The sequence below is a fragment of the Nonomuraea sp. NPDC049714 genome (genome assembly GCF_044465295.1).
In the GTDB taxonomy this organism is placed as follows: domain Bacteria; phylum Actinomycetota; class Actinomycetes; order Streptosporangiales; family Streptosporangiaceae; genus Nonomuraea.
This window is the reverse complement of sequence record NZ_JBITLM010000004.1, coordinates 460,658-476,660: the sequence shown is the minus strand read 5'-3', so window position 1 is coordinate 476,660 and position 16,003 is coordinate 460,658. Positions and strand designations below refer to the sequence as shown.

General features: G+C 70.2%; 14 protein-coding genes and 2 pseudogenes. 6 read left to right on the top strand and 10 right to left on the bottom strand.

What is annotated here, in order from left to right:
* Window positions 1-59: 59 nt before the first annotated feature.
* The 8 genes and pseudogenes from ACIBQX_RS19865 to ACIBQX_RS19830 all read right to left on the bottom strand — a co-directional run bounded on the left by ACIBQX_RS19865 (window position 60) and on the right by ACIBQX_RS19830 (window position 7,339).
* The gene (locus ACIBQX_RS19865; protein ID WP_397006406.1) at window positions 60-875 is read right to left on the bottom strand and encodes a YoaK family protein; all 816 of its coding nucleotides are present in this window, start codon (window positions 873-875) and stop codon (window positions 60-62) included.
* Window positions 872-2,608: a gamma-glutamyltransferase family protein gene (locus tag ACIBQX_RS19860; RefSeq protein WP_397006404.1), complete on the bottom strand. Its 1,737-nt coding sequence runs from the start codon at window positions 2,606-2,608 to the stop codon at window positions 872-874. Before ACIBQX_RS19860 ends, ACIBQX_RS19865 begins: the two co-directional genes overlap by 4 nt.
* Window positions 2,609-2,701: 93 nt before the next feature.
* A complete protein-coding gene (locus ACIBQX_RS19855) occupies window positions 2,702-3,814 on the bottom strand; it encodes a DUF3500 domain-containing protein (RefSeq protein ID WP_397006402.1) in 1,113 nt (370 codons plus the stop codon).
* A gap of 40 nt (window positions 3,815-3,854) precedes the next feature.
* Window positions 3,855-4,667 (bottom strand): alpha/beta fold hydrolase, encoded by an 813-nt coding sequence (locus ACIBQX_RS19850; protein WP_397006400.1) that lies wholly within the window; start codon window positions 4,665-4,667, stop codon window positions 3,855-3,857.
* 646 nt (window positions 4,668-5,313) lie between these two features.
* Window positions 5,314-5,406 (bottom strand): annotated as a pseudogene (locus tag ACIBQX_RS19845) (glyoxalase); the annotation flags it as partial.
* 52 nt (window positions 5,407-5,458) lie between these two features.
* A complete protein-coding gene (locus tag ACIBQX_RS19840) occupies window positions 5,459-5,839 on the bottom strand; it encodes a hypothetical protein (RefSeq protein ID WP_397006398.1) in 381 nt (126 codons plus the stop codon).
* A 123-nt stretch (window positions 5,840-5,962) separates the two neighbouring features.
* Window positions 5,963-6,343: pseudogene (locus tag ACIBQX_RS19835) on the bottom strand (DNA-binding response regulator); the annotation flags it as partial.
* Between the two features lie 66 nt (window positions 6,344-6,409).
* Window positions 6,410-7,339: an NADP-dependent oxidoreductase gene (locus tag ACIBQX_RS19830; protein ID WP_397006396.1), complete on the bottom strand. Its 930-nt coding sequence runs from the start codon at window positions 7,337-7,339 to the stop codon at window positions 6,410-6,412.
* 136 nt (window positions 7,340-7,475) lie between these two features.
* Between ACIBQX_RS19830 and ACIBQX_RS19825 the strand changes: the two genes are divergently transcribed.
* On the top strand, window positions 7,476-8,015 hold the full coding sequence (locus tag ACIBQX_RS19825; RefSeq protein WP_397006394.1) for a MarR family winged helix-turn-helix transcriptional regulator: 540 nt from the start codon (window positions 7,476-7,478) through the stop codon (window positions 8,013-8,015).
* 327 nt (window positions 8,016-8,342) lie between these two features.
* On the opposite strand, the gene ACIBQX_RS19820 is transcribed toward ACIBQX_RS19825, so the two are convergent.
* On the bottom strand, window positions 8,343-9,272 hold the full coding sequence (locus ACIBQX_RS19820) for an NADPH:quinone reductase (RefSeq protein WP_397006392.1): 930 nt from the start codon (window positions 9,270-9,272) through the stop codon (window positions 8,343-8,345).
* Between the two features lie 275 nt (window positions 9,273-9,547).
* Between ACIBQX_RS19820 and ACIBQX_RS19815 the strand changes: the two genes are divergently transcribed.
* The 4 genes from ACIBQX_RS19815 to ACIBQX_RS19800 are packed head-to-tail and all read left to right on the top strand — an operon-like array spanning window position 9,548 to window position 12,894.
* On the top strand, window positions 9,548-9,964 hold the full coding sequence (locus ACIBQX_RS19815) for a YybH family protein (protein ID WP_397006390.1): 417 nt from the start codon (window positions 9,548-9,550) through the stop codon (window positions 9,962-9,964).
* An 18-nt stretch (window positions 9,965-9,982) separates the two neighbouring features.
* Window positions 9,983-10,510 (top strand): VOC family protein, encoded by a 528-nt coding sequence (locus ACIBQX_RS19810; RefSeq protein WP_397006388.1) that lies wholly within the window; start codon window positions 9,983-9,985, stop codon window positions 10,508-10,510.
* Window positions 10,507-11,487: a zinc-binding alcohol dehydrogenase family protein gene (locus ACIBQX_RS19805; RefSeq protein WP_397006386.1), complete on the top strand. Its 981-nt coding sequence runs from the start codon at window positions 10,507-10,509 to the stop codon at window positions 11,485-11,487. The genes ACIBQX_RS19810 and ACIBQX_RS19805 overlap by 4 nt, the downstream gene beginning before the upstream one ends.
* A 54-nt stretch (window positions 11,488-11,541) precedes the next feature.
* Window positions 11,542-12,894: an MFS transporter gene (locus ACIBQX_RS19800; protein ID WP_397006384.1), complete on the top strand. Its 1,353-nt coding sequence runs from the start codon at window positions 11,542-11,544 to the stop codon at window positions 12,892-12,894.
* A 96-nt stretch (window positions 12,895-12,990) separates the two neighbouring features.
* Here the strand turns inward: ACIBQX_RS19800 and ACIBQX_RS19795 are convergent, their stop codons facing one another.
* The gene (locus tag ACIBQX_RS19795; RefSeq protein ID WP_397006382.1) at window positions 12,991-14,373 is read right to left on the bottom strand and encodes a PucR family transcriptional regulator; all 1,383 of its coding nucleotides are present in this window, start codon (window positions 14,371-14,373) and stop codon (window positions 12,991-12,993) included.
* A gap of 57 nt (window positions 14,374-14,430) precedes the next feature.
* On the opposite strand from ACIBQX_RS19795, the gene ACIBQX_RS19790 reads away from it, so the two are divergent.
* Window positions 14,431-15,984, top strand: coding sequence for a class I adenylate-forming enzyme family protein (locus ACIBQX_RS19790; protein ID WP_397006381.1), 1,554 nt, complete (start codon window positions 14,431-14,433; stop codon window positions 15,982-15,984).
* The last annotated feature ends 19 nt before the right edge of the window (window positions 15,985-16,003 follow it).

Sequence of the window (16,003 nt, the reverse complement as noted above, 5' to 3'; positions counted from 1 at the left end):
CGCGAGCGCGGTCAGGCTGGAGGTGCCGGGCGTGAAGTACTCGTCGTCGGCGGGCGGCGTCATCGCGCCGAAGCCGGGGGCGGTCGGTCCGGTGCCGAGGCCAAGGACCTGCTCGTCGGGGACATGGTCGATCCGGTCGTGGCTGCCGCCACGTAGCCGGCGGAGCGAACGGCCACGTGGCCGAGGACGGTCACGGCCAGCACGACGAACGCTGCCGCCGCCACCGCGAGACCTTCGTGCACGTGGCACAACGCCGCGCCGGTGACCGCTCCGACGATGATGAGGGTGACGGCCGCGCCGCGGCGCAGTGCCCCTTGGCCGCGGGCCGCTCCCAGCCGGGAGTCCGCCGCGAGGCCGGTCAGGGTGGAGGTGACGACCACGGTGGTGACGTCCTTCACCGCCAGATGGCGGGCCGTCGCCGCCTGCACCCCCATGGCCAGGGCGAGCGACGACGCCATCACCACGCGGGCGGCAGGGGCGCCCACCCCGGCTACGGCCAGGCCGAGCGCCGTGGCGGCCAGGACCAGTCCGACGCCGCCCAGCAGACCCGTGCACCGGCGGCACCAGCCCGGGGCGGCGGTGCGCAGCACCCGCCCGGCCACGGCCGCGCCGACGAGAAAGAACACCAGCGCCATGGCCGGACCGAGCACGGGCAGCCCCGTCCCGCCTGCGGCCGCCATGCCGAGGATGACCACGTTGCCCGTCATGTTGCCCGCGAACACCTGGTCCAGGCGCAGGTACCCGACAGCGTCGACGACGCCCGTCGCGAAGGTGAGGGCGAGCATCAGACCCACCGGCGTGACACGCCGTCGCACGAGCCGGCCGCGGGTGCGGGGGCGGGTGCGGGGGCGGGTGCGGGACGCAACGCCGTTCATCGCCCTGCCGCGTAGCCCTGAGCGCCGCGCGGGTTCGCCGCCGCCTGGAGGACGCCGCTGTCCGGATCACGCGTGACGACTGACAGCCGGCCCTGGCTCCAGGGTCCGGAGACGGTCACGTCGTGGCCACGTTCGCGCAGTTCGTCGATGACCGCCTCGTCCGCTCGTTCCTCGATCACCAATCCCCCCGGCGTCCAGGTCCGGGGCCAGAACGAGCTCGGTACCGCGGTGGTGTGGAACGCGGGTGCGTCGATCGCCTCCTGCGGATCCATCCCGAGAGCGAGCGTGCGCACCAGGTAGAGCAGTTGCCACTGGTCTTGCTGGTCGCCTCCCGGTGTGCCCAGCGCGGCCACGGGGCTGCCGTCGCGCAGCAGCAGGGTCGGAGTCAGCGTCGTACGAGGCCGCCGCCCCGGCGCCAGGCGCGACGGGGCAGCCGGGTCCAGCCAGGTCATCTGGAGCCGGGTGCCCAGCGCGAAACCGAGATCCGGCACGGCGGGGGAGGACTGGAGCCACCCTCCCGACGGCGTGGCGGAGATCATGTTGCCCCAGCGGTCCACGACGTCGATGTGGCAGGTGTCGCCCCGGGTCTCCCCGGTCTGTTGCACGGTGGGCTCTCCGACGCCGTCGGCCTGGACGGCGTGCTGACGGGTGACGAGCGGTGGCGTGAACGGTGTGACGCCGATGTCACCGGGCCTGAACGCGGTCGACGCGACCGCGCTGATCAGCCCGGCGCGCTCCTTGCTGTACCGAGGGGACAACAGACGGCACACCACGGCCTTCGCGTCCGCCGGATCGAGATGCCCGTAGAACGCCTCCCGGTCGGCCATGGCCAGCTTCAAAGCCTCGGTGATGGTGTGGATGCCCCCGGCGGTCGACGGATCGATCTGTTCGTCGTCGAAGTGGTCGAGCATGGTGAGGGCCTGCAGCAGCACGGGACCCTGGGACCACAAGCCCGCCTTCGCCACCGTGATCCCCCGGAACTCCGCGGTGACCGCGGGTTCGATGGACGGAAGGAAGTCGGTGAAGTCGGCGGCGGTGATCACTCCGGCGTGGTCCCCGCCCGAGGAGTGCCGATGCGGCTTGGCCGCGAACTCCGCCAAGGCGGCCGCCACGAACCCGGTTCGCCAGGTGTGCCGCGCGGAGTCGATCCGTGCGGTTCTCGTCTCGCCGGCACCCGCGGTGATCAGCCGGCGCAGGGTCCGGGCGTAGGCGGGGTTGACGAGAGTCGCATGCGGTTGCGGGACCTGTCCTCCGGGCATCCACAGCGCGTACGACGTCGGCCAGTGCGTGCGGAAGAGATCCTCGACCGTGGCCAGGACACGCGCCAATTGGGGTACGACCGGAACTCCGTGCTCCGCGTAGTCGATCGCGTAGGCCAGGACGTCGGCGAGCTCCCAGGTACCGAACTCGGAGAGCAGCCAGAGCCAGGAGTCGACGGCGCCCGGGACGGCGGCGGCCAGGGCGCCAGCGCCCGGGACGTGGTCCAGTCCTTCGGCCCGGAAGTGCTCGATCGTGGCTCCCCGCGGAGCGTGGCCCTGTCCCGCCAGCACGAGCGGGGACGAGTCCGCCGCGGTTGCCAACACGGCGACGAGATCACCGCCGGGCCCGTTCAGATGGGGTTCGGCCACGTGCAGCACGAAGGCGCCGGCCGTCGCCGCGTCGAACGCGTTGCCACCCCGCTCCAGTACGGACTGGGCCGTCGCGGAGGCCAGCCAGTGCGTCGACGCGCACATGCCGAAGGATCCCCGCAGCGTGGGGCGCGTTTTATGGGAGGGAGCGTCGGTCGGTGATGGCTGTTGGCCGGCCATGTCTGTCTCATTCCGTTCTTATGGCACGTGGTGAGCTGCGTGGTGGGCGGCGAGGACGTCGCCGCCGAAGTCGGTCTCCGGGTCCCGCCACACGGCGTGGGCGTGGTTGACGCCGCGGTGGATGTTGGTCCACTCGACGAGCAGCCGCGGGCCCTGCAGGCGGTAGTAGTGCGGCTCGCCCGCCGTGGTGGAGCCGGCCCAGGCGAGGTGCACGGCGTCCAGCGCCGCCGGGTCGTCGTAGCGGGGCAGCGGGGACACCCCGTCCGGGACGCGGTCGAGGTAGGTGCCGAGCAGGGCCCGCAGCAGCTCCCGCTGCGCGGCGTCGAGCTCGGCGCCCGGCACGCCCTTGGGCGTCGGGGTGAGGGCCAGCGCCTGCCGGTTCGCACCGTCGAGGCCGGTGGCCGGGTTCTCGGCACCGTCCGGGGTGAACGGGCCGGGACGCCAGAGTTCGCTGCGCTTCACCACGCGGTCGTCGATCCGGGCGCTGTTGCCCGCCACGATGTCGTTCGGGGCGCGCGCCAGCAGGACCGCGCGGGCGGCGAACTCGGGGCGCAGGGAGCGGACCAGCTCGCGGGCCAGGTCCTCGGCCGTCCCCAGCGGGCGCAGCGTCGCGCCGCCCAGCAGTGGCGACGCGGCCGGGTCGGCGCCCAGGAAACACGGCGTGGTGGCGGCGACGCGCCCGTCCACCACGAGGTTGTTGAGCGAGACGTGGTGGCCGCCGAACCGCCATCCCCACGGCTGTGGCCCGCCGGGCTCGCCGAAGACCCGCAGGTAGTACATGCCGGGGTCGCGGGTGCGTTCCCGCCCCCAGTTCACCGAGAAGCCCTCGACGCGGTCGAGTACGTTCTCCAGGCCGAGCACGGTGGCGACGGTGGTGTACCCGGCTTCGGACAGCCCGCTCGCGACCAGCCGCATCACCAGCCGGTGCTGGGCGGGGCGTTGCTGGTGGAAGGTGAGGCCGCCGTGATCGGTGGGCGTGTAGAACCAGCGGGTGCGTTCGGCCTCGGCCGCGCCGTCGGCGCCCGGCGGCGGTCCGACCGCCATCGGGCGCTGGTCCGCGTCCAGGGAGTCCAGCCATGCCTGGGCCGCCTCGGCCATCCGGTTCGCGACCTCGCGGCCGGCGTCACTCATGGCTGCGGAGCCCGCCGGACGCGGGCGTGCGTCGTGTCGCTCACGCTGCTGTCACTTCGAGGAACTCGCGCACCCAGGGGCCGATCGTGGGCGCGAACTCCATCGCGATCGCGTGGCGCCCATCCTCGATCGAACGCAGTTCGGCGTTCGGAATCTGTTGCGCCATCAGGGTGGCGCCGGTGTAGGGCGCCAGCAGGTCCGCCGTGCCGTGCACGATCAGGGTGGGTGCGGTGATCTCCCCGAGGCGGTCCCGGACCTCGTGCTGCCGGGCGGCATCGTGGCGGCGGCCGCTCTTCTCGGGATCACGGTAGGCGAGCGTCTGGGCGGCCCGGGTGTGGAGCTCGTTCTGGCCTCCGGGTCTGACGAAGAAGTCCTTGACCGCCTTCTGCCGGTTGTCATGGGACATGTCGAACAGCTCGTTGACCTTCCCGGGACACAGCGCGAAGCTCGGCGTGGTGGCGACCAGGATGAGGGAGGCGACCCGCTCGGGATGCCGGAGCGCGGTGTGCTGCGCGACGGCGCCGCCGAAGGAGGTGCCCAGCAGGTGCGCGCTCTGGAGCCCCAGCGCATCCAGCAAGGCGACGAGGTCATCGGCGAGGTCGCCCAGCGTGTACGGAACCGGCGGGTTCACGGTGATCCCCGAGTCGCGCTGATCGTAGGAGATCGCCCGGATTCCGGCGCCGAGGTGGGCGCGGAGTGTCGCGTACTGGGTACGGTCGCTCTCGCCGCCATGGACGAGCACGAGCGGCACACCACTGCCGCCGTCGTCGATGTACCCGACTTCGAGCTCACCCGCCCGGATAGTGACATTTGCCGATTCGGCGGGTTCGTGCTCCACCTGCTGCTTGGCCACTGCTGGCTCCCTTTGTCTAACAGTACGTAGACAACTCTACGAATTGAGATGAACGTATCAGTTCATGTCGCGCGTGGGAAGGTTCATATCACGCGACTGAAGCGCAGCGCCTGCCGGGGCTGTGCGGCGGCGCATCGGGCGCCAACGCGTTGACCGCCATGTTCGGATGTCCTCTCCATCGTTGCTGGTGGGCAAGGGGTGACCTGCAAGATATGCGCACGTACGCCCCTCCCTGAGTGACAAGTTCCCTGGGCGCTCTGGGGGGTCTGTCCGGATTGAGGTGTCGGCCTGCGCCTGGGGGAGGACACCTTTGCGGTCCAGAACACTGAGCGAGCCGTGGCGACGCATGGACACGCGGGTGTGGGCCCTGCGGTGCTCGCACGCCCGAGATCAGAGCCTTAACGACGGCCGCTCCCAGTGGCTCCCGAGATTACACTGCAGCATGTAGTGTAGGAAGCTACAACATGCAGTGTAGTTCTGGTGGGATTCGGTTCATGCCGATGGCACAGGCCCTGCGTGAGGCTGGTCGACGCGACGCCTCCAGCGTCGCGATAGGGGAGACCCTGTCCTTCCCGGCTTCCGTACGCAGCCGCGCCCTTGGGGAAATTGGTAGCGGTGCCGGAACCCGGGTCGGTGGCGTACGTCATCAGGTGGCGAAGATCTGCGAGTCGTCGGCGAAGGCCTTGAACTCCAGGGCGTTGCCCGCCGGGTCGAGCAGGAACATCGTCCACTGCTCGCCGGCGTGGAGCGCACGCTCCTGAACTTGGTCCACTCGGCCAGCAGCATGCCCCTCATCGCGCGGCCCCCTGTCCGGCGCTGTACTCGACGCTGTCGCGGGTGAGCTCCATGAACGCCGTCTCCAGCGAGGTACGGCGCGGTGTCAGCTCGTACAGGGTCACGCCCTCGGCGGCGGCCAGCCGGCCGACGTCGGGCGCGGTGATGCCGGCGACGACGAATCCGCCCTCCTGGGACAGCACCTGGGCGCCCACGAGCTCCAGCCGCCGGGCGAAGGCGGGATCGTCGGTCCGGACGAACACCTCCTCGCCGGTCGTGGTGAACTCGGCGGTGTCCGCCTCGGCGATGAGCCGGCCCTTCCCGACGATCACGAGGCGGTCGGCGGTGAGCGCCATCTCGCTCATCAGGTGGCTGGACACCAGCACCGTGCGCCCCAAGCTGAATCATGCGGCCAGCCTGGCCTGCCAGGTTGGAGGCGATCTGAGGCAGTCTGTGAGGGTTCTGTGAGGGGTGGAGCGTCAGGGGAGGAGGGGCGCCCGACTCACCGGGAACTCACAGGTTCACAGCCAGCCCATGTCGCGGGCGCGGCGGACGGCGGTGTGCCGGTTCTCGACGGCCAGCTTGGTCACCGCCGAGGACAGGTAGTTGCGCACGGTGCCCTCCGACAGGCTCAGCTCGCGGGCGATCCGCGACACGGGAGCCCCGCTGGAGGCCGCGCGGAGGGTGTCGAGCTCACGTGGGGTCAGGGGGCACTCGCGCATCGACAGCGCGTCCGCCGCCAGCTCCGGGTCGATGTAGCGGCCGCCCTCGTGCACCTGCCTGATCACCTTCGCCAGCGCGGCCGCCGGGTTGTCCTTGCCGACGAAGCCGCGCACGCCCGCCGCCATCGCCCGGCGCAGGTAGCCGGGCCGCCCGTGCCCGGTCACGATCACCACCTGGCAGCGGCGGTGTGCTGCCGGCCATCCTGGCCGGGGGAGGCCGGGGGAGGCCGAGGGCTGTGCGGTAGGTCAGGCGGGGGTGAGGACGGTCTTGCCGGCCAGCCGTCCGGTGATGGCCTCGTCGTGGACGGCGGCCAGGTCGGACAGGGGCCGCCGGGCGGCGACGTCGATCTTCAGATCGCCGGAGTCGACGCGGGCGACGAGCTCGGCGAGCTGGGCGGCGTCACTGCGGGCGAAGACCCGCACAGCCCGTACGTCCCGGTCGGTGTCATCCTGGCCGGGGGTGGTGGTGCTGACGAACACCCCGCCGTCGGCCACGAGGCCGACCAGCGCCGCGGTCTCCTGCGGTGAGGTGATCACCAGGTTGAGGACGACGTCGAACCGCTCACCGGTCCCGGTGACGGGGGTGGCGGTGTAGTCGACGATCTCCTCGGCGCCGTAGCCGCGTACCCGGTCGGCGCTGCGGGCGCTGGCGGTCGCGGTGACCACGGCCCCGGCCTGCGCGGCGAGTTGGACGGCGTACCCGCCGACCGCACCGCCCGCCCCGTTGACCAGGATGCTCTGCCCGGCCTTCAGATCGGCGTGCTCGAACAGCGACTGCCAGGCCGTCAGGCCGACCGCGGGCAGTGCCGCGGCGTCGGCCGGCTCCACCGTCCGGGGTGCGGCGGCCAGGATCTCGGCCGGGACGGCGACGTAGGCGGCGGCCGCGCCGTCGGCGTTCATCGGCGAGAACCCCACGACCGCGTCGCCGGCCCTCCAGCCGAGGACGCCCGCACCGACCTCGTCGACGGTTCCCGCCACGTCTATGCCCGGCACGTGCGGGAAGGCCAGGGGGAACGCCTGCTGCAGATGACCGGCGCGGATCGCCACGTCGACCGGGTTGAAAGAGGTGCCGGCCACCTTCACCACCACCTGCCCTGCCGCCGGAACCGGGCGGGCGGCCTCCTCGTAGACCAGGACGTCGCTGTCGCCGTAACGGTGGTACCGAACTGCCTTCATGGCTTGTCTCCCTCACTCATGTGCTTCGAATACGAAGCAGATGGCGACTGTAACCTGCTTCGAGTTCAAAGCAATACCCATGAGTCATGTGACGTCGGTCACTATGCTGCGAATTTGAAGCAGATACGGTAGGGGGATGACCGACACCGACGACCACGGCGCCCTCAAACCCGAGCAACTGGGGGCCTACTTCGCTCTCATGGAGGCCGTCAGCCTGCTCCAGCACGCCGTTGAGCAGCAGCTACGCGCCGAGGGCGATCTCAGCTGGGTGCAGTTCCAGCTCCTGGCCCGTCTGGCCGACGCCCACGGGCAGCTGACCATGACCGCGCTGGCCGACAGCGTCGTCTACAGCCGCAGCGGCCTCACCTACCAGGCCGCCCAGTTGGAGAAGGCCGGTCTCGTCACTCGCGCCCCCAGCTCCGACGACGAACGTGCCACCCTGGTCACCATCACCCCCGCCGGCCTCGAACGCGTCGCCGCCGTGCTGCCCGGCCACATCGAGGTCGCCCGCCACCTGCTGTTCGACCCCCTCGCCGACGACGACCTGCGCCACCTCGGCGACATCATGACCCGCGTTCGCGACCACATGCGCGCCCAGCCGCCCCGCTCCGCCGCCCCCCGCAAACGCCGCACACCCACCGACGAACCCACAGACCCGGCCGCAGCACAGCCCTGACCCCCACCGAGCTGCGACCCGCTGCCGATCACCCCTGGAAGTACTCGACGAGTCCCGTCACACAGCCGGCGGCCCGGCACACAGCGATCCCGGCGGCGAAATGCACGTTCCGGGACAGATCACCGCCATCGGTGACGTACGCGGCGCATTTGCCAGCCGCAGCCGAGAACGCATCGCCCCTGCCACCCGACCGGTGACCGCTTCATCGTCAAGGAATACCCCAAGGACAAGGAGTTCCGTCGATTCAAGCTGAGCCGGCAGATGGTCGACAAGCTTGAGGAGCACGTCAGGAACGAAGGGCTGGAAGATCCGAGCCGGGCCCAGCGCTCAAGGGCGGACGAGCACCTTTCCGACCGCGCCCTTCTCCACGGCCAACTGCGCGGCGACTATGTCGCTGAGTTCGTAGTTGGAGATGGGCAGCGCGGACAGTGCGTCCGCCTCGATGGCGGCATTCGTCCATGACAACAACCGCTTGAACTCGGCTGCGGAGACGGTGTACATCAGCGCGAACTGAATCGACGCATTCGCCTTCGCCAATGGCAGGATCGGTATTCTGGGCTGTTCGGATTCCCCGGCGTAAACGGCGATCACGGCATTGGGTCCGATGACGGCGGCGTCGGTGTCGATGTTCGCCCCCAGCGCGACCTCGACGACGCGATCGACATGTCCGACGGACGCCAGGATTCTTTCCGCGACGTCCTCCTCGCGATAGTTCAGCACGAGGTCGGCGCCTGCGGCACGCGCCAGCTCCCCCTTCGCCTCGGAGCTGACCGTGGTGATCACGTGGGCCCCCGCATGCTTCGCCAACTCGATCGCGAAGTGCCCGACGGCTCCCGCGCCCCCCGCGACGAGGACCGTCCGCCCTCGTACCGCGCTGGGATCGCCACCGAGGCAGTACGCCGCCGTCAGCGCGGGAACACCGAGGCAGGCGCCGAGCTCGTCCGACGCGTTGTCGGGGAGCGGGACCACGTTGTCCGCCGGTACCACCGCGAACTCCGCGGCCGTGCCGTACCGGTTACCGGCCGCGGCGAGATAGAGCCACACGCGTTGGCCGACGGCAAGCCCGGTCACCCCCGGGCCGATGGCGTCCACCCGGCCGGCGCCGTCGTGATGGGGCACCTGGAAACCGTCGGGATCGCTGCCGGTGAGCCCGGCGCGGGCCTTCCAGTCCGTGGGGTTCACACCGGAAGCCGAGATCTCGACGCGTACCTCTCCCGCCTTGGGGTCGGGTACATCCAACTCGACGAGTTCGAGCACGTCCGATGCCTGCCCGGTCGCCCGATAAATTGCTGCTCTCATGCAATACATCGTGCCCGGGCCTGGTTGGAGCGCGGCACAACCTCGTCGCGGCAGAGTTGGTCGCACCGCCATACCCAGACATGCCCGAGTGGCGAAGAGTGAGCGGCGTCACACCCACACAGGCCCCGATGGGGAGAAGTGAGCGGCTACGGCATCTGGTGCGGTCGGTCTGACCGAGTCGCCGCGCCGGATGGGCCGAGCCGCTCAGCCCACGAGATCCGCAGGAGCCACCTATGAGCACGACCCAAGACCCGGTAGTCACCGACCCCCTGACGGAGCGCGAGATCCTCGCCATCCACCACCTCATCGCCGAGATCGCGTTCGCCTTCGACAGCGGCGGCGACTACGCCGTACGGCTGGGCGAACTGCTGGCCGACGACATCCAGTACGAGAACCCCGGGAAGACGCACCTCCACAGCCTGGCGGAGCTCGTCGAAACGCTCGAGAACTCGGCCGACCCCGCGTTGAGCCACCACCTGTCCACCTTGACCGCCCAGCCGGCGGGACCGGGCACGGCGACCTGCCGCTCCAAGGTGGTGACCTTCCGCTCGGGTGGACGGCTGAGTGTCGGCGAGTTCACCGACACGGTGCGCCGCGGGCCGGACGGCCGCTGGAAGCTCACCCACCGACTCGTGCGCCCGATCATCTGACCCCCTCGGAGGAGACCCATGACCATGCCCTTCGGGCCGATTCGGCAACTCGGCTACATCGTCACGGACATCCACGCGGCCATGCGGCAGTGGATCGAAGGCCCAGGCGTCGGGCCGTTCTACTACCTGGAGAACAACGGCGCGCTGGCCCAGTCCGGTGGCGTGCAGATCGAGCTGATCCAACTGCGCGACGACTCGCCGTCGTTCTTCCACACGTTCGTCGGCGAGTTCGGCGAGGGCCTGCACCATGTCGCCTTCTGGACCGAGCACTTCGACGCCTGCGTGGAGGCCGCGCTGGCCCGCGGGTACGTCGAGATCCACCACGGCAGGTCGGGTCGCGGCAGGCCCGACGACCGGTTCGCCTACTTCGACGGCGGGTCCGCCGACGGCACCGCCATCGAGATCTCCGAGCGGGGGGTCGATAAGCGTGCGCTGTTCGACGCGATCGCCCACGCCGCCGAGGGCTGGGACGGCACCGGGCCCGTCCGCGACATGGCGGCCCTGCTGTCCGAGGTCACCGGGACGGGGAACGGGACGCCGCGATGAAAGCAGTGCTGATCGACCGGCACGCCGACGGCGCGACGCTCGCCCTCGGCGACGTCCCGGAGCCGAAACTCGGCCCCGGCCAGGTCCGGATCTCCGTCCGCGCCGTCTCGGTCAACTACGTCGACCGGTTCGTGCCTCAGGGTGGGTACGGCAAGCCCCCGGCGGACGGCGTTCCGTGGGTGGCGGGCCTGGACGCCGCCGGGGAGGTCACCGAGGTCGGCGACGGCGTCACCGGCGTGCGGGTCGGTGACCGGGTGATGGCCATGGTGCCCAGCAGCCTGGCCGAGCAGGTGGTCGCCGACGCGCGGTTCACCGTCCCGATCCCGCCGGAATGGTCCCACGAGGAGGGCGCGGCCGCGATCGTCGCGCTGCTGACCGAATGCAGCGCGCTGACCGCGGCCGACGGCCTGCGTGCCGGCGAGAGCGTCGTCATCACCGGGGCCACCTCGGGCATGGGCCTGCAGGGGGTGCAACTCGCACGGCATCTCGGGGCCGGCCGGATCATCGCCGTGGCGCGATCGGACCGCGCGGACGACGTCCTCCACCGCCTCGGCGCCGACCTGGTCCTGCACAGCACGGGGCGCGGCTTCGCGGACCGCGTGCTCGACGCGACCGGCGGGACGGGCGCCGACGTGGCCGTGGACCACGTCGGCGGGAGCTACTTCCCCGACCTCGTCGCCGCGGCGGCGATCAAAGGGCGGATCGTCAACGTCGGGCGTGCCGCGGGCGCGGAGGTGGCGGCGGATCTGGAGGCGTTCTCGCTGAAGCAACTCACCCTCCGCGGGGTCACGTTCCGCACCCGCACCCCGGCCGAGCTGGCCGATCTCTACCAGCAGGTCCGGAATCTGGACCTCACGAAGCTTCGCCCGGTCATCGAGCGTGTCGTCCCCTGGCAACAGACCGAGGAGGCACAAGGACTCCTGTCCACCGGCACCGTCGTCGGGAAGGTCGTCATCCGAGTCGCCGCCGAGGACTAGCACTTCCGGGGCCGTCCCTCGCGACCCCCACCCCCTGCACCAAGGAGTACGGTCATGACAACAGATCAGCGGGGGACATACCCCTCCCACTCTCTGAAGCACACGCGGCGTGCGGCCGCCGCGAGCTTGGGTGGGACGATACTCGAGTACTACGACTTCGCCATCTACGGGCTGGCCTCGGCCCTGGTCTTCGGACCGCTCTTCTTCCCCTCCGCCGATCCGACGCTGGGTGTGCTGGCGTCGTTCGTCACCTTCGGCGTCGGCTTCCTCGCCCGCCCGCTCGGCGGCATTGTCTTCGGCCACTTCGGTGACCGGCTGGGGCGAAAGAACGTCCTCGTCACGACGATGCTCATCATGGGCGTGTCGACGGTGCTGATCGGCTGCCTGCCCGGATACGACTCGATCGGTTACTGGGGAGCGGTGCTGCTCGTCCTGCTCCGGCTCGCGCAGGGGTTCGCCTTCGGCGGCGAACAACCCGGGGCGGTCCTCCTCGTCGCCGAGCACGCCGCCGAGGGGCGCCGGGGGTTGTTCGCGTCACTGCCCGGAGCGGGTGTGTCCTTCGGCCTGGTCCTCGGCAATCTCGCGTTCCTCGCCGTCAACAACACGATGGACCCCGTGGCGGTGCAGACGTGGGGCTGGCGCATCCCGTTCTGGGCGGGCGGTCTTCTGGTCCTCATCGGACTCCTGATCAGGTTCGGACTGGCCGAGACCCCGGACTTCGAGCGGAACAAGGCGAACGATCAGGTGTCGGCCTCCCCGATCCGCGACGTCATCCGCACCCACCCGGCCCAGATCCTGCTCGCCGGCGGCGTACAGGCAGGCCAGGCGGTGGCGTCGTACATCACCGTCATCTACAGCCTGGCGTACGCACGCGAGCACGATGTGCCCGCCTCACTGCCGCTGCTCGGGATCATTCTCAGCGGCGCGCTGCACCTCGCCCTCGTCCCCGCCGCAGGCGCCCTGTCCGACCGTTTCGGCAGGCTGCCCACGTATCTCGCGGGCGCGGTGTTCATCGCGATCACCGCGTTGTTCTTCTTCCCCATGATCGGGAGCGGCTCCGCGGTGCTCGTGATCTCCGCCTACCTGCTGCTCTTCGGAATCGGCTGGGCCGTCATCACGGGCGTCTACCCCGTGATGATCGCCGAGGCTTTCGCTACGAAGGTCAGCTATTCCGGCCTGTCGCTGGGAATGCAGCTCGGGGTCGTCATCGGCGGTCTGACACCTTTCGTCGCCACACTGGTCGCGACGTTGCCGAACGGCTCGACGCTGCTCGGCATCGGCCTCTCGGTGGTCGTACTGCTGTCCGGCTGGTGTGCCGCGGCGATCGTCCGGCGCACGACCCGGGCGGGCGTGGCCGCCGCCATGGATCGGTCCGTCGCCGTCAGGGCCGACGACGCGGGGCTGTGACGGCGGGCGGCGTGCCGACCTTACCTGGCCCGTCTGATTGGAGGCCGCTACAACGGGTGTGCGACTGGCCGAGGACTTTCTCCGCGACCGGGCGATTCATATCGTCTCGTCCGGGTCCGCGGCGAGGGCCCAGGCCACTTCGAGCAACGTATCCGCGGAATCCAGGTTCGCCCCGGTGATCTCTGTGAAGCGCGCGAGCCGGTAGCGAAGGGTGTTCTGGTGGACGACCAGTGCCTCGGCCGCGCGAGCCACGCTCTTGTCCGCGCTCACGTAGGCACGGACGCTGCGCCAGATGAGCGCGCCGAACTCGCCCATCGAGTCGAGCGGCGCTCGGTAGCGGCGTAGCAGGAGCGAGGTGACGGCGGCGTCCCGGTCCACCGCGAGCCGCCAGCCGATGTCCTCGATCCTGCGCCGGCCGCGAACGCCATGCCGCCGCATCCAGTCGTAAATGCGTGTCGCGAGCTCGAACGAGCCCGCCACCTCGGGCAGCGGTGCCGCGGGACCGAGCGCGACGACGTCCTCGCCCGCCAGTACGCCGATGGGACCGGACAGCAACCCGAAGCAATATCCGTCGGCGACCACGAGCAGGTCTGTCGCCCGCGTTTCCAGGCGACGTCGCAGAACCTCCACCGACGCGCCCTGCCCGGTGCCGGCCTTCACCGTCAGGTAGTCGATGGTGGTGTCCAGGCCGAGCTCCTCCCCCCGCGCGTGAACCTCGGGAACCGGTAGCCCTCCGGCGAGGACCTTGTCCAGGAACTCCGCGCGCAGCTGGGAGTGCCGCAGCGCGCCGGTGAGCTGCCGGCTCCGAAAGAGCCCGGTCATCTGATTGGTCATCAGGTCGCTCAGTTGCCAGAGCACGCGGACGGCATTGAGCACTTCGGCCACGTCGACGTCTTGTTCGGCCGCGATCTCGATGAATCGTTCCTGGATGACGCCGATGGACTTACGCCAGCCCTGGATCCCGTCCTCGACCCGGAGGCCCTGTCCGAGGCGCTCGTCGACCCGGATGGTCAGGGCCTCGACATCGCGGTCGTCGATGACGGGCGACCCGGCGAGAAGGGAGTTGCGGACGGTCTCCAGGTTCATCCGGACCGACGCCTCGATGGCACTGCGCGGCACCACCGCGTACGGCGGCCGTTGCTCGTCGCCGAACGCGACGGTTCGCGCGACGAGTTCGTCGACGTCGTCCATCAGCCTCGCCACGCTGTCGCGAAACGATTGCCCGGCGACATCGCCGCGCGGTGCTGATGGTTCCAATCCCGCCTCCTGCCACGGCATTGTGCCAGACGTTGTAGCCGCATCCAATCGCGGTCGCCGACGGTTGGGCCGCTCGCCGTAGAAGCGGGGGTGGCCGCACTGGACCATCGAGTCGTTGAAGCACTGCGCACCCGGCGACACGCCGGCCGGTTGGCAGTGCCACAGGTCGACGAGAGGAGCCGGCTGAATGAGCAGCGCTGCCGACATCGTGACGAACCTCATATCGCCGTCCAAGCCGCCCCGCGTCGGCGACGCCGGCACGTCGAAGGGACGTGGGGCGTGAGAATCACCGAATTCTTCGATCGCGGGCTCCGTCAGAACCCTGACGGTCCGGCGTACATCATGGACGGCCGCCAGTGGACCTACCGCGAGGCCTATGCCTTGTCCTGCCGGGTGGCGCAGGGGTTGAGCGCCGCCCTGGAGCCGGGCACGAAGGTCGCCGTCCTGTCGCCGAACCACCCGGAGGCCTGGATCTGCGTGATCGGCAGCTGGCGGGCCGGGATGGTCTGGGTGCCGCTGAACCCCGCCATGCCGCAGGAGGAGACGGCCGAGCTCGCCGCGGCCTTCGACTGCGAGGCGATCTTCTACCACTCGTCGATGGCAGGCGTGGTGGAGTCGCTGCGGGCCAAGTCGCCTGGGTTCCGATTGGCCGTATGCCTCGACCGGGAGATGGCGGACGGCCGCGAACTGCACCGCTGGTGCGCCGCCTACCCCGCCGAACCCCCGGACGTCCGGACCGCGATCGACGACGTCGTCGCGATTCCGCCGACCGGTGGGACGACGGGCAGGCCCAAGGGTGTGATGAGCACCCATCGCAACTTCCACACGTCCACCGCTCACCTGCTGATGCTGCTGAGCTATGAGGCTCACCAGCCGATCGTCAACCTCGCCGCGGCGCCGATGACGCACACCAGCGGGCTCCTCAGCCTGCCGGCGACAGCGCGGGGCGGCACGGTCGTGGTCCTGGAGAAGGCCGACTACACGGTGCTCGCCGACGTGGTCGAACAGTACGGCGTCACCGAGATGTTCCTGCCCCCGACGGTGATCTACCGCTGGCTCGACCATCTGGAGGGCCAGAAACGCGACTTCTCGTCGCTGCGCTACCTGATCTATGCCTCCGCGCCGATGTCGGTCGAGCGGCTCAGACAGGCCATCGACGTCTTCGGACCCGTGATGACGGCCGCGTACGGTCAGACGGAGTCGCCGGGAACCATCGCGCTGATGCGATGCGCGGAACTTTTCGATCCGGACGGCAGCCTCAACGAGACGCGGCTCGCCTCCTGCGGCCGGCCGACCCCGCTCATCTCCTTCGAGATCCGCGACGACAAGGGCAACGCCGTGCCCCGGGGGACGGCGGGCGAGATCTGCGTGCGCGGGGACACGGTCATGGCGGGCTACTACGCCCAGCCCGAGCAGACGGCGGAGACGGTGGTCGAGGGCTGGGTGCACACCGGTGACATCGGCCACCTCGACGGCGACGGCTACCTCTACATCACCGACCGGAAGAAAGACCTGATCATTTCGGGAGGGTTCAACGTGTACCCGAGCGAGGTGGAACAGGTCCTGTGGAGCCACCCCGCGGTGGGTGACTGCGCCGTCGTCGGCATTCCGCATCCGGACTGGGGCGAAGCGGTGACCGGCGTGGTCGAGCTGCGTCCAGGGGCCGACACCACCCCCGAGGAGCTCGTCGCCTGGTGTCGCGAGCGGCTGGGCGGCATCCGGGCTCCGAAGCGCATCGACATCGTCCGGGAGCTTCCGCGCAGCCCCAACGGAAAGGTTCTCAAGAACCGTGTGCGCGAGCCGTACTGGCGTGGCGTCGACCGGCAGATCTGACGCCTGCCGCAGAAGACCG